Source organism: Acidovorax sp., from assembly GCF_046294525.1.
Classification (GTDB): domain Bacteria; phylum Pseudomonadota; class Gammaproteobacteria; order Burkholderiales; family Burkholderiaceae_C; genus Acidovorax.
Genome location: NZ_JBKBKQ010000039.1, coordinates 1 through 20,083, shown reverse-complemented (window position 1 = coordinate 20,083; position 20,083 = coordinate 1). Strand labels below are relative to the sequence as shown.

Genomic DNA, 20,083 nt, shown 5'->3' with positions numbered 1-20,083 from the left:
TGGTTCTGTGTCGCGCGCGGTACCATCCCCCATGAGAAAAACTTTCCCACTCCACGTTGAAGGCAGGAATCGCGACCGCGTTCTGGATGCCGTCAAGCACGAAATCCGCAAGTACATCAAGCGTGAGCGGCGCCGCGAGCTGCCCGCGGGCGCCGACTTCTGGGATTTTGATTGCCGGTTTGGCGTCACCAAAGAAGATGCGGTGGAGGTGCACCTCTCGGCGCTGACCGGGCTGATCAATGCGGTGGCGGCAGAGGGCGGCGCGCAGTTCTACGTCGAGATCCTGGCCAAGACGGGTCAGCGCAGACCGAGGCAGGCGGGCGAGACTCCAGCTGGCGGGCAAGACACCGATCTGTCAGATGCTTTGGGCAACGACTCCTGAGAGGCTGATAGTCTTTTGTCCCGGCCCGTCCTGCACGCCAAAACGCTCCGGCTGATCGTTGCAAATGCTCGCCATAGCCCGAGCTATGGCTGTGCTTTGCGTCTCCATTCGAAGCGTTTTGGCGCGCCTTTCGGGCCCGACCAAAAAACTTTCAGCCTCTGAGCCAAGCCGCATGGCTCGCCGACACCAGGCTCCGATCAGGAGCCTTTTTTTTGCGCCGCGCTGTCTGCGGCCCCTGCGGCCGCAGCTGCTGCAGCAGCAGCTGCGCGCAGCTTGTCCTTTTTGCTGGGCCGCGTGCCCTTGATACCGCCGGTGCCGGAGCCGGGCACTGCGGCAGTCGAGGCCGTCTCTGTGGGCTCAAAACCCGCAATCTGTTCGCGCGGCAAGGTCAGGTTCTGGCGCTTTTCGATCAGGCGGAAATGCGCTTCGGCATCGGCCGTCACAAAACTCACGGCCACACCGCTATCTCCCGCGCGGCCCGTGCGGCCAATGCGGTGCACGTAGTCCACCGCAGAGCGTGGAAGGTCGTAGTTGACCACCGCAGGCAGCTGTGCAATATCGATTCCGCGTGCCGCCAGGTCGGTTGTCACCACCACCTGCCAGCGCTCGTCCTTGAACTCCTGCAGCACCTGCTTGCGTGCGCCCTGGCTCAAGCCCCCGTGGAAGGGCGATGCATAGATGCCAGCCTTGTACAGTTTTTCCGCCACATGCTCGGCGGCGTATTGGGTGGCCACAAACACCAGCACGCGAGACCAGTGGTGCTCCTTGACCAGGTGGCGCAGCAGTTGCGTGCGGCGGCTCGCGTCCACAGCAATGGCGCGTTGCTCGATGGCTGGCTCGTTGCCGGGGGTGCCCGGCACGTCCACATGGACCGGGTTATTCAGCAGGCTGTCGGCCAACGTCTGCACCGCTGCAGGAAAGGTGGCTGAAAAGAACAGGTTCTGCCTCCGTGCGGGCAGCAGGGCCAGCACGCGTTGCAGCTCTTCGGCAAAGCCCAGGTCCAGCAGGCGGTCAGCCTCGTCCAGCACCAGGTGCGCCACGGCCGACAGACGCAGGGCGTTGTGGTCCACCAGGTCCAGCAATCGGCCGGGTGTGGCCACCACGATGTCTGCGCCGCTTCGCAGGCCCATCATCTGCGGGTTGATGGACACGCCGCCAAAAACGACGGCCACCTTCGGCGGCTGCTGCACATGCTGCGCCAGGCTGCGCAACACCTCGCCCACCTGGGCGGCCAGCTCCCGCGTGGGCACGAGCACCAGCGCGCGCACGCGGCGCGGTCCCTTGGCGCCCACGTCGCTCAATGACAGTATTTGCAGCAGCGGCAGGGCAAAAGCAGCGGTCTTGCCCGACCCCGTTTGTGCGGCACCCCGCACATCCGCCCCTTCCAAAACGGCGGGGATGGCAGCCGCCTGGATGGGCGTGGGCGCCAAAAAACCCGCTTGGGCCGCAGCGTGGGAGAGGGCGGGAGAAAGACCGAGGGAAGCAAAAGGCATGGACTATTTGAGCGCGGGCAGGTGAGGTGGGCCGGAGAGCGGGCAGCCGGTGGCAAGGCCTGCATTGTCGCGCCTTGGGGCTTGGCCCCTTGGGTGTGCCCGGCAGCAGGATAATCGGCCAACCCACAATTCGCGTTGTCGCACCACGCCCCCGCCCATGGCTCTATCCCTCGATTCTTCCGTCATCACCCACGGCATCCAGCTCGCCGTGGCTCCCGTGTTTTTGCTTACCGCTGTCTCCGGGATGATCGGCGCTGTGGCCGGGCGGCTGGCCCGCATCATCGACCGCGCTCGGGCGGTGGAAGACCGTGCCCGCGCCAACGCCGAGCCCGAGTTCGTTGCGCGCGCCTACGCAGAGCTGGCCGAACTGCGGCTGCGCGGGCGCCTAGCCAATGGCTGCATCGCGTTGCTCACGTTCTGCGCGTTTCTCATCGGCATCACCATCATCTTGCTCTTTCTGGGAGAAACCACGGAGTTCCGCGCCAACCATCTGGCGGTGGCGGGATTCCTGGCGGGCGTGGTGTCCTTCCTGCTGGCGCTCGTGTGTTTTCTGGCCGAGACGGTGATTGCCACGCGACTCCTCAACTTCCATCTGCTGCAGCAGGAGATCCAGATCGCCGGGAGTTCCAAGCCATGAAGTCGTTTGCAGACCTGGGCGGCCTGGTCTATTCCACCGACGCGGGCCGCATGTGCCCTGCTTGCAGGCAGCCCGTGGCGCAATGCACCTGCCAGCAGAACAAACCCTTGCCCACAGGGGACGGCATTGTGCGAGTGTCTCGCGAAACCAAGGGCCGCGGCGGCAAGGCCGTGACGCTGGTCAAAGGCGTTCTGGCGGACGAAGCGGCGCTCACGCAATTGGGCAAGCAACTCAAGACGGCCTGCGGAAGCGGTGGCACGGTGAAGGACGGTGTCATCGAAGTGCAGGGCGACCATGTGGACCGCGTGATCACAACGCTGCAGAATCTGGGCCACAAGGTCAAGCGCGCGGGTGGCTGAGGGCACGGCGATGGATGTCGAGCAACTTCAGCGACTGGTGTCCACCCCGATGCCCTATGGCAGATACAAGGGTACGGTGCTGGCCGATCTGCCCGGCAACTACCTGAACTGGTTTGCGCGAGAGGGTTTCCCGAAAGGCGAGCTGGGCCGCTTGCTGGCGCTGATGCACGAGATCGACCACAACGGCCTGTCGCACCTGCTGGCGCCTCTGCGCACGGGCGGGGCGCCGCGGGCTGGCAAGGACGCGTCCACTCCATAATCCCGCGCACAATCCATTCACAACAATTTCGAGGGACCGCAATATGAAGGGCAACATCGCTGCGATCGTGCTGGTCGTTCTGGGCGCATTCTTCCTGCTGAGCAACCTGGGGCTCATCGACATCAGCCTGCGGGAGGTACTGCGTGTGTGGTGGCCCGTGGCGCTGATTGCGCTGGGGGTTGCACTGTTTTTCACGCCGGGCGACAAGCGCAAATAGTCTGCGCTCCGCCAGCCGCAGGCCATCAAACGCCGTCGTGGGTGTGACGAGGCGTGGCAAATGCGGGCTCGTGGCCAAAGTAGCCGCGAAACAGATTGCGCGCAATGCCATGCGCAGCCGCCTGCAGGTCGCGGGCCACGTCGGGGGCGAACATCCGGTTGGTGTGTTGCTGCCACAGCCCCGTCCAGGCCGCAAAGTGCGCCGGCGTCACGCCCGTAAGCACCATGTGTTTTCCAAACACGTCACCCTTGAAGCTGCGCGTGCCTAGCGCCACGGTGCTCCAGAAGTCCACCAGCCGTTGCAGGTGTGCGTCCCACTGGCCGTGCAGTGCGCGCTCGAACACCGGCCCCAGCAACGGGTCCAGACGCACGTCAGCATAAAAGTCGTGCACCAGTTGGGCTATGGTGTCCGCCGTGGGCTGGGTGGCGAGGCCGACGGGCTCTGCGGCGGTAGATGCGTGCGTGCTCATTGCGCCAGTGTGCCCCCACCGCTGCATGCACAACCTGACGGACCGCAACCTTGTGCAGCGGGCGCAGCACCGGACTCGAACGGCGGGAAGAGCACGTTGTTTTCAAGATGGATGTGGTTGACGAGGTCGTCGCCCAGCTGCGCAATGCCGGCATAGAGCGCGCGCCAAGTGTTGCAGGCGCCTGGGGGCGGCGTGGCGTCATTCGTCAGGGCGTTCAGCTGGTCCAGGGCTTCACCATGGTCTACATGCTCGGCGCGCATCACGCCGATGGGCTGCCCCACAAACGGATTGCCGCCTGCCTTGAGCATGGGGAAAAGCACCTGCTCTTCCTTCAGCATGTGCGACAGCAGCTCCTCGTGCATGGCTTCCAGGTGGTCTGCCAGCCCGACTGGCACATGGGGGTTGTCCCTGTGCACCGCCTCCACGCGGCGGGCCATGCGGATCAGCTCGGGCAACTGCTGGCGGTGCACCTCGTGGTAGCGGGCCAGGATGTGGTCGATCAATGCGCCGGGCGAGGCGGCCTCGGGCACGTCGCTGCTGCGCTGCAGGCTCGCCAGTTCGGTCAGCACGGTCTCCAGATCGAGCCCCTTGTCGGCCACGGCCTGGGCCAGGCTGATCTGCCCGCCGCAGCAGAAGTCGAGCTTGAGGCGGCGGAACACCGCAGTGGCACCGGGCAGCTGCACGGCGATCTGGCCGATGGCCTGGTCCGCGCTGGGCCTGAAGGCGCCGGGCGCTGTGGTTGTCGCGGTGGCGGCATGGAGGGAATCGATACGGGCGTTCATGAGGGTCCTTTAAAGATTCATATGATGTGAATATTTTATTCAATAAAATGCATCCGGCAAGAATCTTTTATTGACCTGCGGCAAACCACCGCCACCCGCCCCGCGTTGAAGGCCTTTCACCATGCGACTGACTCAATGGACCGATTACACGCTGCGTGTGCTGATGTATTGCGCAGCTACTGAGGGCCGCGCGAAGCCTGTCACCATCTCGGAAGTGGCCGAGGGTTATGGCATCTCGCGCAGCCACCTCATGAAGATCGTGCAGCAGCTGGCCGCGCAGGGTCTTCTGGAAACCACGCGGGGGCGTGGAGGCGGTATGCGGCTGATGCGGCCCGCCGCGTCCATCAACGTCGGCGAGGTGGTGCGCGCCACCGAAACCGACTTTCACCTGGTTGAATGTTTTGACCCCGCTACGGACGCATGCCGGCTGAGCAGCCACTGCCGCCTGAAGGGCGTGCTGAGCCAGGCCATGGACGCCTACCTGGCGGTGCTGGACGGGGTGACGCTGGCAGAACTGGTGCCCCCGCGCGCGCTGGCCTCGGGCATCAGCGCTCCCGAGTGGGCACCTGTCCAGGCCCCGGGGCTGAATCGGCAAGCGCCGGGCCTGCCTGTGCGGTCGGATGGCAACCGCTGATGCGGCCCGTCAGAACGGAACCTTGCCCGTCCAGATGTCCTTGTACATCACCCAGTCGCCCATGAAGCTGTAGAGCGGCCGCTTGAAGCTGGCGGGCTTATTCTTTTCAAAGACAAAATGCCCGAGCCACGCGAAGCCGTAGCCGCAGAGCAGGCCGTACAGCAAGTACTGCGGTTTGCCGGTGGCGATCAGCATGGCCAGGCATGCGAGGCTGAGCGTGGAGCCCACAAAATGCAGGCGCCGGCAGGTGCGGTTGCTGTGCTCGGTGAGGTAGAAGGGATAGAAGTCCGCAAAGCGCTTGAAGGTCCGCGGGTCAGGTTTGCTCTCGGCTGAGTCCTGTGGCGCGTGGGGCGTGCTTATGTCCATGGTGTTGTCTCCTTGTGCCCTGGGATGTCCTGTGGTCAGGATCTTGTGGCCGGGGCGCTGTGCGCGGCGCCCCGGCCAGGGAAACAGTCTAGAACCGCCGGACGGTGCATTCCGTCGCGTGCACGACATTCGGCCGCGCAGCGGTGCTCCGCACCGCATTGCAAGGTAAATATCAGTCAAATTGGCCTCCAGCGCTTGTCCATCAAGCGCTAGCAGCTATCAAATTGATATCAATCCGATCTTGTTTGTTGCGCGTGCGTGCCGTCACCGCGCCAGAAAGTCGCGCAACGCAAACAACGTTTCTTCCGGCGCCTCCGTCATCTGGTTGTGGCCCACGGGCAGGTGCGCGACCTGCACCTGCTTGCCGGCAGCGCGCGCAGCGTTGATCAGGCCCTGCGCAGCCTTGGGCGACGTCATCTGGTCTTGGCCGCCAAGCGCGAACAGCACAGGGCAGGTGATTGCCGCCATGGCCGCCTCGCCACCCGTGTAGCTATCGCAGGCCACAAACCCGCGGTGGAACACGTTGACGTGGGGGTTGCTGCGCAGCACCTTGCGCCCCAGTGCCATGCCCGCACCAAACACCCAGGTGCCTGGGCCCAGTGCGGAGGGCGGCGCTGCCAGCGTGCTGCGTGAAAACACGTTGACCATGCGCATCGCTTTTTCTGGGTCGGTCTGCGACGCATCGATGAGTGCGGGCGACACCTTCATCGGGAACGCCGTGCCCACCAGTACCAGGTGGCTGATGCGGCCCTTCAGGCGCGCAGCGGCTTCCATGGCAATCAACGATCCCCAACTGTGGCCCACCAATGCCGCGCGCTGCACGCCCGCGGCATCCAGCAGCGCGCCGATGAAGTCCGCGCCTTGCTCCACGGTAGCGGGCGCATCGCCGCCGCTGCGGCAGTGGCCGGGCAGGTCGATGGCCAGCACGTTCCAGCCATGGTTGGCCATGTAGCGGCTTTGCAGGGCCCACACGCTGTGGTCGTTGAGCACGCCGTGGATGAACACCACCGTGGGCTTGGCGGCATCGAAGGCCTTGCCGCCGGTGTAGCAGTAGATGGCGGCGCCGTTGACTTGGATGTGCATGGTCAGGCCCCCGCCTTTTCTGCGGCCTTTTCGGCCGCTTTCAGCGCGCGCTTGAGGTCGTCGATGAGGTCGTCGGCGTCTTCGAGGCCGATGGACAGACGGATCGTGCCCTGGCTGATGCCTGCGCCCGCCAGCGCGTCGTCGCTCATGCGGAAGTGCGTGGTGCTCGCGGGGTGGATCACCAGGCTGCGGCAGTCGCCCACGTTGGCCAGGTGGCTGAAGACCTTGAGGGTTTCGATGAACTTCTTGCCCTGCTCGCGATTGCCCTTGAGGTCAAAGCTGAACACGGAGCCTGCGCCACGCGGCAGCAGCTTTTGCGCGAGGGCGTGGCTCGGGTGAGACTCCAGCATGGGGTGGCCCACGCGCGAAACAAACGGCTGCGCAGCCAGAAATTCCACCACCTTCTCGGTGTTGCGCATGTGCTGCGCCATGCGCAGCGGCAGGGTCTCGATGCCTTGCAGGATGAGCCAGGCCGTGTGCGGGCTCATGCAGGCGCCAAAGTCGCGCAGCCCCTCGCGCCGCGCGCGCAGCAGGAAGGCGCCCACGGTGCTCTCTTCGGTGAACACCATGTTGTGAAAGCCATCGTAGGGCTGGGTCAGCTCGGCAAACTTGCCGGCGGATTTTGGGCCGTCCCAGTCAAAGCTGCCGCCGTCCACCACGATGCCGCCCACCACCGTGCCGTGGCCCGATAGGAACTTGGTGGCTGAGTGGTAGACCAGGTCGGCGCCATGCTCAAACGGCTTGATGAGCCAGGGGGAGGTGAGGGTGGAGTCCACCAGCAGCGGCACGCCTGCATCGTGCGCGATGGAAGACACGGTGGGGATGTCCAGCACATCAAGGCCCGGGTTGCCTACGGTCTCGCCAAAGAACAGCTTGGTGTTGGGGCGCACCGCAGCGCGCCAGCCGTCGATGTCGCCGGGCTTGACGAACGTGGTCTCGATCCCGAAGCGCGACAGCGTGTAGTGCAGCAGGTTCTGGGAACCGCCATACAGCGCCGTGCTGGCCACGATGTGGCTGCCCGCGCCCATGATCGTGGCAATCACCAGGTGCAGCGCGGCCTGGCCGCTGGCGGTGGCAATCGCGCCCACGCCACCTTCCAGGGCCGCCACGCGCTGCTCCAGCACTGCGTTGGTGGGGTTGCTGATGCGGCTGTACACATGGCCGCCGCGCTCCAGGTTGAAGAGCGACGCTGCGTGGTCGCTCGACTCGAAGACGAACGAAGTGGTCAGGTGGATGGGCGTGGCGCGCGCGCCGGTGGCGGGGTCGGGGCTCGCCCCTGCGTGCAGGGCCAGCGTGTCAAAGCCGGGGTCGGAATAGCCGGGCATCGGGTGTCTCCCATGTTGTCAGTGCAGCGGGAGATTGTGGGCTATATTCACATCGATCATTCAGACTGCGGCAGCGCCGCCGCCCCCTCGGAGACCCAGCACCATGAAAGTCAGCGATATCCTTCGCGTCAAAGGCAACACCTTGTACACCGCCACGCCGGACGAACCGCTGGCAGGCGCGGTGGCGGTGATGGCCGAGCGCGACATCGGCTCGTTGGTGGTGATGGAACACGGCGACCTGGTGGGCATGCTCACCTTTCGCGAAGTCATCCAGGCACTGGTCAAGAACGGTGGCAGTGTGGGCACGATGCTGGTGCGCACGGCCATGGACGATGCACCCCTGACCTGCACGCTCGAAACCGACATGGACGAGGTGCGCCGCATGATGCTGGACCGCCACGCCCGCTATATGCCCGTGATGGACCGTCGCATGCTGATGGGCGTGATCAGCTTCTACGACGTGGCCAAGGCCGTGGTGGACAGCCAGAACTTCGAGAACAAGATGCTCAAGGCCTACATCCGCGACTGGCCTGAAGACGAACCCCGTTCCTGAACCCCGCTCCTGAGCCTGCGCCTCAGCGGTGGCCCTGCGCCACCAGCGGGCTCTTGGCAAGCAACCAGGCTTCCAGTTCTTGCGCAGGCATGGGTTTGCCAAACAGATAGCCCTGCATCACGGGGCAGCCGTGGGCCTGCAGCCACTGCTGCTGGCCGCTGGTCTCCACGCCCTCGGCCACCACCACCATGCCTAGGCTGTGCGCGATGCTCAGCACCGACACCGTCAACGCACGCGCGGTGGGGCTGGTGGTCAGGTCCTGCACAAAAGCCATGTCGAGCTTCAATTCCGAGATGGGCAGGCGGTGCAGGTAGCTCAGGCTCGAATACCCCGTGCCAAAGTCGTCCAGCGACAGCTTGAAGCCCTTGCGGTGCAGGGTCTCGATGTTGGACAGCGTCACAGGGCGCGCGTCCATCATCACGCTTTCCGTGATCTCCAGCAGCAAGTCGGTGGTACGCAGTCCATGGCGCGATAGGGCGTCGCTGATCTCCTGCGCGAACTCGGGCCGGTGAAAGCTGCGGCCAGACAGGTTGACCGATATGCACGGCACATCGTGGCCCTGCACGCGCCATGCGGCCAACTGGCGGCAGGCCTCGTCCAGCAGCCACAGTGTCAGCTCGTGGATCAGGCCCGCTTCTTCGGCCACCGGAATGAACTGGTTGGGTGGCACCACGCCCCAGTGGGCATCTGTCCAGCGCGCCAGGGCTTCAACACCGTGCAGGGTGCCCGTAGCACTGCTGAGCACTTGCGGCTGGTAATGCAGGCGCAGGCTGCGCTCTGCCAGCGCGTGGCGCAGCGCGCGTTCCAGGCCCGCGCGCTCCTGGGCACGCTGGTTCATCTCGGCGCTGAAGAGCTGCAGGCTGTGCCGATGGTCGCTTTTGGCCTGGGCCATGGCCTGGTCTGCGTGGCGCAGCAAGGTGTCGATGGTGTCGCCGTCGTCCGGAAACATGGCGATGCCGATGCTGGCATGCGGCACGTGCGACTGGCCTCCAATGTCCATGGGCTGCGCAATGGTGGCCAGCATGCGGTGCGCGGTCTGCACCGCGTGGCGCGTGGGGCATTCGGACAGCAGCAGCACAAACTCGTCGCCGGCCAGCCGGCCAATCAGGTCCAGCGCCCGCAACCCCTGGGTCAGACGCGCTGCCACTTCGCACAGCAGGGCGTCGCCTGCGGCGTGGCCCAGCGTGTCGTTGATCTGCTTGAACCGGTCCAGGTCCACAAACAGCAGCGCTGCGGGCTTTCCTTCGCTGTGCAGGCTGGCCAGCGTGCGCTCGGCACTGCTGCAGAACATCGCCCGGTTCGGCAGACCGGTGAGCATGTCGAAAAACGCCAGCTGGTGGATGCGCTGGCGTGTGGCGTCCCGTTCGATGGCCAGTGCACACAGGTGCAGGCACGCGCCCACCAGCCGCTGGTGCAAGGCATCAGGGCCGCGCGCGTCCTTGAAGTAGAAGGCAAAGGTACCTACCACCTTGCCGTGGTGGTCGAGGATTGGGCTCGACCAGCAGGCTCGCAGCCCGGTGGGCGCGAACAGGGCCTTGTAGTCGGCCCAGCGCGGGTCGGTGGTTATGTCGGTGACCACCACCGGCTCGCCGGTGAAAGCGGCCGTGCCACAGGAGCCGGCCAGCGGCCCGATGGGGAGCCCTTCAATGGCCGCGCAGATATCCGGCGGCAAACCGGGCGCGGCAAGTGGGTGGAGTAGACCGCGTTCGTCCACCCCCAGGATGGAGGCGGTGACTTCAGGTGCGATGCGTTCCACCTCGCGGCACACCAGGGTCATGAGGTTGGCCAGCGGCAGCTCGTTGACCATGCCCTCCAGTACCCGCTTTTGCAGCACTTCGTGCATCTTGGTGAGCGTGATGTCCGTGATCACGGTAATGCTGCCGCCGGGGCCGCCCGAATCCTCGGTGGAGGCGTTGATGACCATCGACACCCACAGCGGGTGGCCTGTCTTGCTGTAAAGTAGGGTATCCACGCGGCAGTGGCCGCGCGCCGTGACGTCGTCGCGGATCTGGGCGAGCAGGCCCGGGTCGGTGTGCGGTCCGAACAGCACGTTGCTGAGGTATTGCCCCAGCACTTCCTCTGGCCCGAAGCCGAACAGCCGGCTGAAGCCCTCATTGACGTAAACCACCCTGCGTTGGCTGTTACTGAGCACGATCGCGTCGTCACTGGCATCCAGCGCCCGGCGCAGGGGCGCATCAGCCATGGGGGCTGGCAGAGGGGCTGCGAATGGCGGAACGTGATCGGAAGAGGGCAGGGCAGAGGCGGGCATGAACATCCCAGTGATCGTCTGAACATGCTAGCAAGCGTGCGCCACCGTGCCAAGCAGTAAGTGCCCGGGGCAGAGCCTGGCCCACCGCGGCGGTGGCTGGGCCTCTGGGATAATCGCGCCCCATGAGCGGCAACACCTTCGGCACCCTATTCGCAGTCACCAACTTTGGTGAATCCCACGGCCCAGCCATTGGCTGCGTGATCGACGGTTGCCCACCGGGCATGCCCCTTACCGAGGCCGACATCCAGGCCGACCTGGACCGGCGCCGTCCTGGCACCAGCCGCCACGTCACGCAGCGCAACGAGCCCGACGCCGTGGAGATCCTCTCTGGCGTATACGAGGGCAAGACCACCGGCACGCCCATTGCCCTGCTGATCCGAAACACTGACCAGCGCAGCAAGGACTACAGCAATATCGCCGAGAGCTTCCGCCCCGGCCATGCCGACTACACCTACTGGCACAAGTACGGCATCCGCGACCCGCGGGGCGGCGGCCGGTCTTCCGCCCGCCTGACGGCGCCCACGGTGGCTGCAGGCGCCGTGGCCAAGAAGTGGCTGGCGCAGCAATATGGTGCCGAGTTCCGCGCCTGCATGACCCAACTGGGCGAGCTGCCCATCCCGTTCGAGAGCTGGGACCACGTACGCGCCAACCCCTTCTTCGCCCCTGTGGCCGACGTGCAGCAGTACGAGGACTACATGGACGCCCTGCGCAAGGCGGGCGACTCCTGCGGGGCCCGCATCCGCGTGCAGGCCACGGGCGTGCCGGTGGGCCTGGGCGAGCCGCTGTACGACAAGCTCGACGCCGACATCGCCCACGCCATGATGGGCCTGAACGCTGTTAAAGGCGTGGAGATTGGCGCGGGCTTTGCCAGCGTGGCGCATCGCGGCACCATGCACGGCGATTCGATGACGCCCCAGGGCTTTCGCACCAACAACGCTGGTGGCGTGCTGGGCGGCATCAGCACCGGGCAGGATCTGGAGGTGAGCATCGCCATCAAGCCCACCAGCTCCATCATCAGCCCGCGTGAATCGATCGATGTGCATGGCAACAGCACCGAGGTCATTACCAAGGGCCGCCATGACCCTTGCGTGGGCATTCGCGCAGCGCCCATAGCCGAGGCGCTGCTGGCGCTGGTGGTGATGGACCACGCCCTGCGCCACCGCGCGCAGTGTGGCGACGTGGTGCCGCCCGTGCCCCCCATCCAGGCGTCGTTTCTCTGACGGCCCGGTTGATTGCCGACTGGCTGATCCCCGCTAACCCTCGCGCGCGCGCAGCGCCACCAGCCAGCGCAGCGGGTTGAATCCCGTCACGAGTCCCGTGGCCACCAGTACCAGGGTGCCGCCCCACAGCATGCCTGGCCCCAGCGCCTCACCCAGGAACACGTGGCCCCAGGCCACGCCGAACAGCGGGATCATGAACGCCGAGCTCATCGCCGCCACGGGCGAGACGTGCTTGAGCACCCGCAGGTTGAGCCAGTAGGCCAGCCCCGATGTCACGATGCCCATCACCGCCACGGCGCCGAGCGCTCCCGGCGTGAAGCGTGCCTCGGGCAGGCTCCAGGCCGCGCCTGGCAGCAGCAGCACCAGCGCCGCCGCATGGATGCCGGCTGCAATCGAAAGCGGCGACATGCGGTGGGTAGCGCGCTTCATCCAGGTGGTGGAGATGCCGTAGCACGCCGAAGCTGTCACGCAGGCGGCCGCGGCCAGCAGCAAGGCTGGCGTGGGCTCCACCGGGCCCAGCTGCACGATCAGCGCCACCCCCGCAAAGCCGCACAGGCAGCCCAGCCACTTGCGGGCGCTCAGCGTGTCTTCCTTCATCCACGCCGCCGCGATCACACCAAACGGAACTGCCATGGTATTGAGCAGCGAGCTGTAGCCGGCGGGCAGGTGCAGGGCTGCCCAGGCGTACAACAAGAAGGGCAGGGCGACGGTGAGCGTGCCCAGCCCAAACAGCTCGCGCCAGTGGCGCCACGGCCAGGACTCGTTGGCTACGCGCATGATGCAGACCAGCGTCAGCGTGGCCAGGCCAATGCGCAACGCGGCCATCACGTTGGGGCCCAGCACCGGGCTGGCAATGCGGATAAAGAGAAACGATGCGCCCCACAGGGCAGACAGCAGCACCAGCTGCAGGAAGTGGCGGGTTTTCACCGGGCGCATTGTCCGGCACCGGCGTGGGGCGCGCTGGCTACAGAACAACGGATGTTCTTGATGAAAATCGCCTCTAGCGCTGATCCTTCAAGCGCTGGAAGCTATCAAAACAAGAGCGATTCAGGCTGTAGCATGGGTGACACGGGAGTCCGCGGGCCTTTCCGCGACCATGGGCCGAGGTCGTTTTGCTAACAAATTGATAGCTGCTGGCGCTTGCTGAATAAGCGCTGGAGCCCAAAAAGACCTAAAAAATGAATCCGCAGGAGGGGTCGGCCGCAGGCGTAGGCACTGAGGAGTGCTCCACCGCCGCGTTGCGCGGCGTTGGCTACTTGCGCACCTCGTCCACCATGGCGCGAAAGTCGTCGATGTCCTCAAAGCTGCGGTACACGCTCGCGAAGCGAATGTAGGCAACCTTGTCCAGCTTCTTGAGTTCGCGCATCACCAGTTCGCCAATGCGGCCGGAGAGCACTTCGCGCTGGCCCAGGTTCAGCAGTTTTTCTTCAATGCGCTCGATGGCGCTGTCGATCTGCACCGTGCTCACAGGGCGTTTGCGCAGGGCCAGGTTGAACGAGGCCAGCAGCTTGCCCCGGTCGTATTCAATGCGGCGGCCGTCCTTCTTGACGATGGCGGGGAAGCTCACCTCCGGCCGCTCGTAGGTGGTGAACCGCTTGTCGCACGCGCCGCATTGGCGGCGACGGCGGATGAAGACCCCGTCCTCAGACACCCGCGTTTCAACGACTTGCGTTTCGAGGTGGCTGCAGAAAGGGCACTTCATGGCAGTGGCCGAGCTCCGCCCTTAGCCGTAGACGGGGAAGCGTGCGGTCAGCGCGTTGACCTTTTCGCGCACGGCGGCGATGTTGGCCTCATCGCGCGGGTTGTCCAGAACGTCGGCAATCAGGTTGGCCGTCATGCGGGCTTCTTCTTCCTTGAATCCGCGTGTGGTCATGGCGGGGGTGCCGATGCGCACGCCGCTGGTCACCATCGGCTTCTCAGGGTCGTTGGGGATCGCGTTCTTATTGATGGTCATGTGGGCGGCGCCCAGCACGGCCTCGGCTTCCTTGCCAGTAATGCCCTTGGCGCGCAGGTCCACCAGCATCACGTGGCTTTGCGTGCCGCCCGACACGATGCGCAGGCCGCGTGCGGTCAGCGTCTCGGCCACCACCTTGGCGTTCTTCACGACCTGTTCCTGGTAGACCTTGAACTCGGGTGTCAGCGCTTCCTTGAACGCCACGGCCTTGGCTGCAATCACGTGCATCAGCGGGCCGCCTTGGAGGCCGGGGAAGATGGCGCTGTTGATGGCCTTCTCGTGTTCGGCCTTCATCAGGATGATGCCGCCACGGGGGCCGCGCAGGCTCTTGTGCGTTGTGCTGGTCACCACGTCGGCGTGGGGCACGGGGTTGGGGTACACGCCAGCTGCGATCAAGCCAGCATAGTGGGCCATGTCCACCATGAAGATCGCACCGATTTCCTTGGCGACCTTGGCAAAACGGGCGAAGTCGATGTGCAAGCTATAGGCGGATGCACCAGCCACGATCAACTTGGGCTTGTGTTCGCGCGCTTTGGCTTCCATTGCGTCGTAGTCAATGGCTTCGTTCTTGTCGAGGCCGTAAGAGACCACGTTGAACCACTTACCCGACATGTTCAGCGGCATGCCGTGGGTGAGGTGGCCACCTTCGGCCAGGCTCATGCCCATGATGGTGTCGCCGGGCTTGAGGAAAGCCAGAAACACGGCTTCGTTGGCGGACGCGCCGCAGTGTGGCTGCACGTTGGCGGCGTCTGCGCCGAAGATCTTCTTCACGCGGTCGATGGCAAGCTGCTCTGCCACATCCACATGCTCGCAGCCACCGTAGTAGCGCTTGCCAGGGTAGCCCTCGGCGTACTTGTTGGTCAGCTGGGTGCCCTGCGCCCACATCACGGCGGGGGAGGCGTAGTTCTCGCTGGCGATCAGCTCGATGTGGTGTTCCTGGCGGGCGTTTTCGGCCTGGATGGCAGCAAACAGCTCGGGGTCGGTTTGTTCGACAAGAATTTTGCGGTCGTACATGATTGGCAGTCCTATGAACTTGTGTCCCTTGAAACAAGGGCTGCCCAGGCGAACGGCTGAACGCAACGGGTGGGCCCCGTGCGGCACGCTTCCCAGTGGTTCACAAGAAGTAGGTTCTTGCTGGTTTCCACGTCAGCGGCTGCATTCAGTGGTTGAATGCAGCGCCTATCGCCAGTCGCGTACCCCACTAGTGTAGCTGAGCCGGTGCTGGTTCAGCCGCCGCAGCGGGGCGTCGAAGCAACCGCCGCGCTGGAGATTGCCCGAATCAAAGGCCCGATAGCAGAGCGACTTTTTCGCCGCTGGCGGCAGCCGGCGTCTGCGCTGGCGCTACGGCTGGAACCACCTGTGCGGGAGCCTGGGTGGACAGCGTGGGAGGCGGATTGGTGGGCATGGTGCGACCATTTGCCACCTGGCGCAGGCGGAAGTGCTCGGCCAGCACCTTGGCCGCATAGCCGCCGTCGTCGGGCAGATTGGCTGCACCCACGTAGTAGCGCAGCCCGCCTTCGACCGAACCTGCCCGCGCGATGCACTCCTGCAGCACTTTCACGCCCACGCGCAGGTTCGTCACCGGGTCAAACGCGGCAAAGTGGCCGCCAAAGCTCTGGTATTTGTCGGTGTGCACGCGGGTCATCACCTGCATCAGGCCTTGGGCTCCCACGGCGCTTTGGGCAAACGGGTTGAAGCTCGATTCAATCGCCATGATCGCCAGGATCAGCGTGGGATCGATCTTGGCGCGCTCGCCAATGTCGTAGGCCTCGGCCACCAGCACGCTCAGTGGCTCGGGGGCGACGCGGTACTTCTTGCTCAGCCAGAAGGCGACGGCCGCCTGCTCTTTGGGCAGGTCCTTGGGGTTGGCGGCTGTGGCGCGCTCGCTGGCCTCCGGCTCCACGGGCATGCCCAGGGCCTCGACCTGGCGCGTGCGCAGCCAGTCCATCAACTGCTCCTCGCCCGCCTGGCGCAGGTCGGGGCGCGCAGTGAGCGCAATAACGACGAAGGCAACGGCCAGCCCGATGAGGGCAAAGCTGTTGTGGGTGATTTCAAGAAAACCTTCGGTCACGTCGGCCACGAAGGTTCGTACGCCGGAGACCATTTTTCCTGACGCTGTCATAGCTCTTCCTTTCTGAGGCACAGCGGGGGAAGAGGACAGTCTGTGTGACTGCGCCTGCCCGGCAAGTCGCCTGGATTGGTACGCCATCAAGTGGGCCCGCACGTCTGTGGTGTGCTTGGATTGCCCTGTTTGAATTAGCCGGGTTCGGCAGCGGGTTGGGGTTTTTACTAGCCCCGTTTTTGGGGCTGGCGGATTCTAGAAGTTCACTAAATGCTTAGTCAATACTAATAAACAAGATTGTTATATGTATTTGTTATGAAAAATCTGTAAAAATTCACAGGTTTTCGGCGGTTTTGGCGGTCTACGCCGGTGCGGCCAACAGCCACGATGTGACTGCATCGATGTCAAATTCAATCGTCCTTTTTAGAACCATTGAGAACGCAGTTTGAGTTGCTGGCGCGACTTTGGTAAGGTTCAGGTGCCTGTTCTTTCAGGCATCGCCAGACGAAGCGAAGTCTCCCGCCGAGGGCATTCAGTGCCAAGGTGCAGCAGATGCCGCTTTCACGGCAACCCTTGGAGGCAATACCTTGCCTCCCCGCCATGCGGACCTTTATCTCCGCATGTCGACCGATGGCAAAGACCGTTGTGTCAGCCGTCAAGCCCGGCAGGCAGGCCTTCAGGCACTGTCCGCCGGGCTTTCTTGCTTATGCAGCTCACACACGCACTGCATGCCAAGGCGTTGGAATAGAGCAGGGTGTCTATATATAGATAATGCGGTCTGCTACTGCGGTGTCCGGGTGGATCAGTGGGCTGACTGGCAGCCCCGCGCGCCGCCTCCACAGCCTTGTACCAGTTCTGTCGCGGGACTTCGCTTAAGGTGGATGCGCCGCGCGCCTGCTGTTACCGGTCAAAATAGCCGCTTTGTTGCCGCTACGCGCTTCGTCCATGGGCGTCCGCTGCGGCAGGTCCTGAGGCCTAGCGCCTGTGACCGCCTTTTGTTCTCCACTGGATCCATGTTTCCATTTTTTTCCCGCAGCAAAATGTCCGACGCACCTGAAGTGAATCCGGCTCCGGCCAAAACCCATGAGCCGCATCCGCTCGACGCGCTGACCGGCGGCGCCTTTTCTGCCGCGACCTCGGGCGAGCGCGCGTCCCGCATCCGCGACTGGCTGGCCACCCAGCCTGCACCGGAGCAGTTGCAGGAGGTGTTCAAGGAACTGAGCGGCCGCGACAAGGGCGCCGCCCGCGCGGTGCGCGAGCGCTTGGACGAGATCCGGCGCGCCAAGGGGCAGGAGGCCATTGCTGCCGAATGGGCTGAGAAGGCACAGGCCCTGCTGTCCGCCCCCAAGCTCAATATTGCCGACGCGCTGGCATGGCAGCGCGACGCCGCCAAGGCGGGTGCTCCGCTGTCGCGCGAACCGCTGTCGCTGCTCAAGGTTCAGGTGGCAGACCGGGTCAAGGTGATTGAAGACCTGCAGCACCGCGTGCAAGTGCAACGCGAGGCCGCTGTGCTGCTGGCCCAGCGCATCGAAGTGCTGTCCACCAAGCCCTGGCGCGACGCCCATGCAGCGCTGGATGTGCTGCGCGCTGACGTGGCGCGCTGGCAGGACCAGGCGCAAGAGCTGACGAGCGATGCCAGCTGGGCCAGCGTCGAAGCGCGTTTTCCTCCGCTGCTGGACGCGTCGCGCACGCAGCTGCTCGTGGTGTGGGAGGCCTTCCAGCCCGCCGTGGCGCAGGCCGCAGCCGCTGCAGAAGATGCCAACGCACCGCTGCCGCCCGTGCCGGTGTGGGCCGATGAGTTGCGTGCAGCGCGCGGGCTGCCCACCGAGGCCGCAGCTAACGCGGCCGCGACGGCTGCCGCCAAGCCGGCCCGTGCGGCCAAGCCCAAGGTCGCGCCTGAGGTGCTGGAGAAAGCAGCCAGTACCGTTCGTGACGCTTTGGCGACGCTGGAGAAGGAAACCGCAGAAGGCCACGGTAAAGCCAGTGCTGGCGCGGCCGCCGCATTGCGTGCCGTGCTCAAGGTGCATGGCAAATACATCGACAACGCGCTGGAGCAGCAGGTGCATGCTGCGCTGGTCGCCGCGGGCGAGCTCGAAGGCTGGCAGCGCTGGAGTGCCGACCAGGTGCGCGAAGACTTGGTTGCCAAGGCCGAAGCACTGCTCAACCGGCCTGAAGGCCAGGGGCTGGGCGGCCGCAAGATGCAGGAAACCCTGCGAAGCCTGCGCGAGCAGTGGAAGCAGGCCGACCAGGGTGGTGCACCAAACCACACGCTGTGGAAAAAGTTTGACGAGGCCTGCAATGCAGCCCACAAAGTGGTCGAAGCGTGGCTGGACAAGATCCGCGCCGAAGCAGCCGAGAACAAGGCCCAGCGCCTGGCGCTGATTGAAGAAGTGAAAGCGTGGGCGCAGGAGCACGCTGCGTCGGGTGACTGGAAGGCCATCAACCGCGCACTGCACCAGTTTGGCGACCGCTGGCGCGAGGGTGGACACGTGGGCGAGAAGCTCTTTGCAGAGCTGCAGCCGCAATGGAAACAGGCCATCGCACTGGCTGCTGCGCCGCTGGAAGCCGCGCAAAAGGAAAGCCTGGCCCGACGTCACTCGATGATCGAAGAGGCCACGGCGCTGGGCGCCGCCCCAGCGCTGCGCATCGACGCCGTCAAGGCCTTGCAGCAGCGCTGGCAGGCCGAGGCGCAAACTGTGCCGCTGGACCGCAAGCATGAACAAAAGCTGTGGGACGCCTTCCGCAAGCCAATCGATGAAGCTTTCAACCGCAAGTCTGCAGACCGCGAGCGCGCAGCCACGGAACTGAGCGCGCGCGACCGCGTCGTGCTGGAGGCGTCCAAAGCACTGGAGGCGGCCAATGCCTCGGGCGACGCCCAGCAGATCCGCGCGGCCATGCAGGCCCTGGAAGCCGCCTTGCGCGGTCAGGCCCAGGCAGCGGCTGCGGTGGCATCTGCCCAAAACGATGTGCACCAAAAGCAGGGTGCGCCTGAATCTGAAGCATCTGCCTCTGCGTCTGGTGATGCCATTGGCACGGGCGAGGAAGGTGGCGGCGAGGTTGCCGCGCCCGCGCCCGCGCCTCCCAAGCCCGCACGCCCCGTGGTGGCTGTGCGTGGCGATGACCGGCCCGGCATGAAAAAGGATGCCCCCGCCGCGCCCGGCCGAAGTGGCCGCCCTGGGGACCGCCGCGACGGCCGGTCCGGCGACCGCGACGCAGGGCGTGGACCGCGGGGGGAAGGGCGGTTTGGCGACCGCAATGACCGAGGCGGCCGGTTCAGTGACCGCGCGCCGCAAGAAGACCGGGGTCCGCGCCTTGGTGACACGGCATTCCGCGCGCAGCGCGAGGCCATGGAACACGCTCAATTGGCTCTGAAGAAGCTGGCGGCCCAAGCCCATGGCGAAGCCTTGACCCAGCTGCTGGGCGCCTGGGAGAAACGCGACGCGGCTCAGCTGCCGTCGGCGCAGGACCTGGGCGGCCGCGTCACACAACAAGTGCGTAGCGCATGGTCGCAGTCGCTTTCGGCCGTTCCGCAAGGTGACGCTTCAGAAGCGCTGCTGCGCCTTGAAATGGCGGCCGAGGTGCCCACGCCTGCGGAGCACATCGCCGCCCGGCGCATGCTGCAGTTGCAGTTGTTGACCCGCCGCAACGACCCCGCACCCGCCCAGACCTGGGGCCAGGATGCTGCGCGAGTTCTGGCCACGGCCAGCGATGCAGCGAGCGCGCGGCGCCTGCAGAACGCGCTGAAAACCTTGCTGCGCAAATAAGCGAAGAGCCCACAGCCGCGAGGCTGCCTATGGGAGCGAATGCCGGACGGGGTGTTCGCTGCCTGGGTGGCGCGCGAGTTCGGAGAGTAGTGCAAGCCCTTGAGGCCGCTTCACCCGACGCGCGGCCGTGACCTGTCCTGAATAGCGTTGACACCCAGGACGGTTAAAAACTCCAGCCGGACTATCCGGCCAACGACGCCCGATGCACTGCATCGGGCGTTTGCATTTTCAGCGACAGATGCGGTCGCTCGCAGT

Annotated in this window: 20 protein-coding genes and 1 riboswitch; of the genes, 9 read left to right on the top strand and 11 right to left on the bottom strand. The window is 65.1% G+C overall.

Features of this window, described 5'->3' with window-relative positions:
* The first annotated feature begins 31 nt into the window (after window positions 1–31).
* Complete coding sequence (locus ACK4HJ_RS21955) at window positions 32–382, top strand: DUF6172 family protein (protein WP_409835528.1); 351 nt, start codon at window positions 32–34, stop codon at window positions 380–382.
* Between the two features lie 197 nt (window positions 383–579).
* On the opposite strand, the gene ACK4HJ_RS21950 is transcribed toward ACK4HJ_RS21955, so the two are convergent.
* A complete protein-coding gene (locus ACK4HJ_RS21950; protein ID WP_409835526.1) occupies window positions 580–1,875 on the bottom strand; it encodes a DEAD/DEAH box helicase in 1,296 nt (431 codons plus the stop codon).
* A gap of 157 nt (window positions 1,876–2,032) precedes the next feature.
* Here ACK4HJ_RS21950 and ACK4HJ_RS21945 point away from each other — a divergent pair, with 157 nt between their 5' ends.
* Genes ACK4HJ_RS21945 through ACK4HJ_RS21930 form a run of 4 tightly spaced genes read left to right on the top strand, consistent with a single transcriptional unit; the run spans window position 2,033 to window position 3,347 of the window.
* Window positions 2,033–2,512 carry a DUF2721 domain-containing protein gene (locus ACK4HJ_RS21945; protein ID WP_409835524.1) on the top strand — a complete coding sequence of 160 codons (480 nt, stop codon included), beginning with the start codon at window positions 2,033–2,035 and terminating at the stop codon, window positions 2,510–2,512.
* Window positions 2,509–2,871, top strand: a complete 363-nt coding sequence (locus ACK4HJ_RS21940) for a translation initiation factor Sui1 (protein ID WP_409835522.1) — start codon at window positions 2,509–2,511, stop codon at window positions 2,869–2,871. The genes ACK4HJ_RS21945 and ACK4HJ_RS21940 overlap by 4 nt, the downstream gene beginning before the upstream one ends.
* 10 nt (window positions 2,872–2,881) lie before the next feature.
* Window positions 2,882–3,130 (top strand): DUF3820 family protein, encoded by a 249-nt coding sequence (locus tag ACK4HJ_RS21935; protein ID WP_409835520.1) that lies wholly within the window; start codon window positions 2,882–2,884, stop codon window positions 3,128–3,130.
* Window positions 3,131–3,173: 43 nt separating this feature from the next.
* Entirely contained in the window at window positions 3,174–3,347 is a 174-nt protein-coding gene (locus ACK4HJ_RS21930; RefSeq protein WP_409835518.1) for a LiaI-LiaF-like domain-containing protein, read from the top strand.
* 25 nt (window positions 3,348–3,372) lie between these two features.
* Here the strand turns inward: ACK4HJ_RS21930 and ACK4HJ_RS21925 are convergent, their stop codons facing one another.
* Both ACK4HJ_RS21925 and ytfE read right to left on the bottom strand, forming a co-directional pair.
* Window positions 3,373–3,816, bottom strand: a complete 444-nt coding sequence (locus ACK4HJ_RS21925; RefSeq protein ID WP_409835516.1) for a group III truncated hemoglobin — start codon at window positions 3,814–3,816, stop codon at window positions 3,373–3,375.
* Entirely contained in the window at window positions 3,813–4,598 is a 786-nt protein-coding gene (gene ytfE, locus ACK4HJ_RS21920) for an iron-sulfur cluster repair protein YtfE (protein WP_409835514.1), read from the bottom strand. The genes ACK4HJ_RS21925 and ytfE overlap by 4 nt, the downstream gene beginning before the upstream one ends.
* A 121-nt stretch (window positions 4,599–4,719) precedes the next feature.
* On the opposite strand from ytfE, the gene ACK4HJ_RS21915 reads away from it, so the two are divergent.
* Window positions 4,720–5,232 (top strand): RrF2 family transcriptional regulator, encoded by a 513-nt coding sequence (locus ACK4HJ_RS21915; RefSeq protein ID WP_409835512.1) that lies wholly within the window; start codon window positions 4,720–4,722, stop codon window positions 5,230–5,232.
* 9 nt (window positions 5,233–5,241) lie between these two features.
* On the opposite strand, the gene ACK4HJ_RS21910 is transcribed toward ACK4HJ_RS21915, so the two are convergent.
* From ACK4HJ_RS21910 to ACK4HJ_RS21900, 3 genes are all read right to left on the bottom strand, one after another.
* Window positions 5,242–5,598 carry an Mpo1-like protein gene (locus tag ACK4HJ_RS21910; protein ID WP_409835510.1) on the bottom strand — a complete coding sequence of 119 codons (357 nt, stop codon included), beginning with the start codon at window positions 5,596–5,598 and terminating at the stop codon, window positions 5,242–5,244.
* A gap of 264 nt (window positions 5,599–5,862) precedes the next feature.
* Complete coding sequence (locus ACK4HJ_RS21905; RefSeq protein ID WP_409835508.1) at window positions 5,863–6,681, bottom strand: alpha/beta fold hydrolase; 819 nt, start codon at window positions 6,679–6,681, stop codon at window positions 5,863–5,865.
* Between the two features lie 2 nt (window positions 6,682–6,683).
* The gene (locus tag ACK4HJ_RS21900) at window positions 6,684–8,006 is read right to left on the bottom strand and encodes an O-acetylhomoserine aminocarboxypropyltransferase (protein WP_409835506.1); all 1,323 of its coding nucleotides are present in this window, start codon (window positions 8,004–8,006) and stop codon (window positions 6,684–6,686) included.
* A gap of 103 nt (window positions 8,007–8,109) precedes the next feature.
* Here ACK4HJ_RS21900 and ACK4HJ_RS21895 point away from each other — a divergent pair, with 103 nt between their 5' ends.
* The gene (locus ACK4HJ_RS21895) at window positions 8,110–8,559 is read left to right on the top strand and encodes a CBS domain-containing protein (protein ID WP_409835504.1); all 450 of its coding nucleotides are present in this window, start codon (window positions 8,110–8,112) and stop codon (window positions 8,557–8,559) included.
* Between the two features lie 22 nt (window positions 8,560–8,581).
* Here ACK4HJ_RS21895 and ACK4HJ_RS21890 read toward each other — a convergent pair whose 3' ends face one another.
* The gene (locus tag ACK4HJ_RS21890; protein ID WP_409835502.1) at window positions 8,582–10,762 is read right to left on the bottom strand and encodes an EAL domain-containing protein; all 2,181 of its coding nucleotides are present in this window, start codon (window positions 10,760–10,762) and stop codon (window positions 8,582–8,584) included.
* Window positions 10,763–10,950: 188 nt separating this feature from the next.
* Here ACK4HJ_RS21890 and aroC point away from each other — a divergent pair, with 188 nt between their 5' ends.
* Entirely contained in the window at window positions 10,951–12,048 is a 1,098-nt protein-coding gene (gene aroC, locus ACK4HJ_RS21885; protein WP_409835499.1) for a chorismate synthase, read from the top strand.
* Window positions 12,049–12,081: 33 nt separating this feature from the next.
* Here the strand turns inward: aroC and ACK4HJ_RS21880 are convergent, their stop codons facing one another.
* From ACK4HJ_RS21880 to ACK4HJ_RS21865, 4 genes are all read right to left on the bottom strand, one after another.
* Window positions 12,082–12,984, bottom strand: a complete 903-nt coding sequence (locus ACK4HJ_RS21880; protein WP_409835497.1) for a DMT family transporter — start codon at window positions 12,982–12,984, stop codon at window positions 12,082–12,084.
* Between the two features lie 316 nt (window positions 12,985–13,300).
* A complete protein-coding gene (nrdR, locus tag ACK4HJ_RS21875) occupies window positions 13,301–13,750 on the bottom strand; it encodes a transcriptional regulator NrdR (RefSeq protein WP_409835496.1) in 450 nt (149 codons plus the stop codon).
* Between the two features lie 21 nt (window positions 13,751–13,771).
* On the bottom strand, window positions 13,772–15,016 hold the full coding sequence (gene glyA / locus ACK4HJ_RS21870) for a serine hydroxymethyltransferase (RefSeq protein ID WP_409835494.1): 1,245 nt from the start codon (window positions 15,014–15,016) through the stop codon (window positions 13,772–13,774).
* Between the two features lie 35 nt (window positions 15,017–15,051).
* A riboswitch (ZMP/ZTP riboswitch) is annotated at window positions 15,052–15,205 on the bottom strand.
* Between the two features lie 76 nt (window positions 15,206–15,281).
* A complete protein-coding gene (locus ACK4HJ_RS21865) occupies window positions 15,282–16,124 on the bottom strand; it encodes a transglycosylase SLT domain-containing protein (protein ID WP_409835492.1) in 843 nt (280 codons plus the stop codon).
* Between the two features lie 953 nt (window positions 16,125–17,077).
* Here ACK4HJ_RS21865 and ACK4HJ_RS21860 point away from each other — a divergent pair.
* Window positions 17,078–19,828, top strand: a complete 2,751-nt coding sequence (locus ACK4HJ_RS21860; protein ID WP_409835490.1) for a DUF349 domain-containing protein — start codon at window positions 17,078–17,080, stop codon at window positions 19,826–19,828.
* The last annotated feature ends 255 nt before the right edge of the window (window positions 19,829–20,083 follow it).

Excerpts from the sequence above, each read along its gene's own strand:
- ACK4HJ_RS21955 (WP_409835528.1), top strand. The coding sequence starts at position 32 with ATGAGAAAAACTTTCCCACTCCACGTTGAAGGCAGGAATCGCGACCGC.
- ACK4HJ_RS21950 (WP_409835526.1), bottom strand. The coding sequence starts at position 1,875 with ATGCCTTTTGCTTCCCTCGGTCTTTCTCCCGCCCTCTCCCACGCTGCG.
- ACK4HJ_RS21945 (WP_409835524.1), top strand. The coding sequence starts at position 2,033 with ATGGCTCTATCCCTCGATTCTTCCGTCATCACCCACGGCATCCAGCTC.
- ACK4HJ_RS21940 (WP_409835522.1), top strand. The coding sequence starts at position 2,509 with ATGAAGTCGTTTGCAGACCTGGGCGGCCTGGTCTATTCCACCGACGCG.
- ACK4HJ_RS21935 (WP_409835520.1), top strand. The coding sequence starts at position 2,882 with ATGGATGTCGAGCAACTTCAGCGACTGGTGTCCACCCCGATGCCCTAT.
- ACK4HJ_RS21930 (WP_409835518.1), top strand. The coding sequence starts at position 3,174 with ATGAAGGGCAACATCGCTGCGATCGTGCTGGTCGTTCTGGGCGCATTC.
- ACK4HJ_RS21925 (WP_409835516.1), bottom strand. The coding sequence starts at position 3,816 with ATGAGCACGCACGCATCTACCGCCGCAGAGCCCGTCGGCCTCGCCACC.
- ytfE (WP_409835514.1), bottom strand. The coding sequence starts at position 4,598 with ATGAACGCCCGTATCGATTCCCTCCATGCCGCCACCGCGACAACCACA.
- ACK4HJ_RS21915 (WP_409835512.1), top strand. The coding sequence starts at position 4,720 with ATGCGACTGACTCAATGGACCGATTACACGCTGCGTGTGCTGATGTAT.
- ACK4HJ_RS21910 (WP_409835510.1), bottom strand. The coding sequence starts at position 5,598 with ATGGACATAAGCACGCCCCACGCGCCACAGGACTCAGCCGAGAGCAAA.
- ACK4HJ_RS21905 (WP_409835508.1), bottom strand. The coding sequence starts at position 6,681 with ATGCACATCCAAGTCAACGGCGCCGCCATCTACTGCTACACCGGCGGC.
- ACK4HJ_RS21900 (WP_409835506.1), bottom strand. The coding sequence starts at position 8,006 with ATGCCCGGCTATTCCGACCCCGGCTTTGACACGCTGGCCCTGCACGCA.
- ACK4HJ_RS21895 (WP_409835504.1), top strand. The coding sequence starts at position 8,110 with ATGAAAGTCAGCGATATCCTTCGCGTCAAAGGCAACACCTTGTACACC.
- ACK4HJ_RS21890 (WP_409835502.1), bottom strand. The coding sequence starts at position 10,762 with ATGGCTGATGCGCCCCTGCGCCGGGCGCTGGATGCCAGTGACGACGCG.
- aroC (WP_409835499.1), top strand. The coding sequence starts at position 10,951 with ATGAGCGGCAACACCTTCGGCACCCTATTCGCAGTCACCAACTTTGGT.
- ACK4HJ_RS21880 (WP_409835497.1), bottom strand. The coding sequence starts at position 12,984 with ATGCGCCCGGTGAAAACCCGCCACTTCCTGCAGCTGGTGCTGCTGTCT.
- nrdR (WP_409835496.1), bottom strand. The coding sequence starts at position 13,750 with ATGAAGTGCCCTTTCTGCAGCCACCTCGAAACGCAAGTCGTTGAAACG.
- glyA (WP_409835494.1), bottom strand. The coding sequence starts at position 15,016 with ATGTACGACCGCAAAATTCTTGTCGAACAAACCGACCCCGAGCTGTTT.
- ACK4HJ_RS21865 (WP_409835492.1), bottom strand. The coding sequence starts at position 16,124 with ATGACAGCGTCAGGAAAAATGGTCTCCGGCGTACGAACCTTCGTGGCC.
- ACK4HJ_RS21860 (WP_409835490.1), top strand. The coding sequence starts at position 17,078 with ATGTTTCCATTTTTTTCCCGCAGCAAAATGTCCGACGCACCTGAAGTG.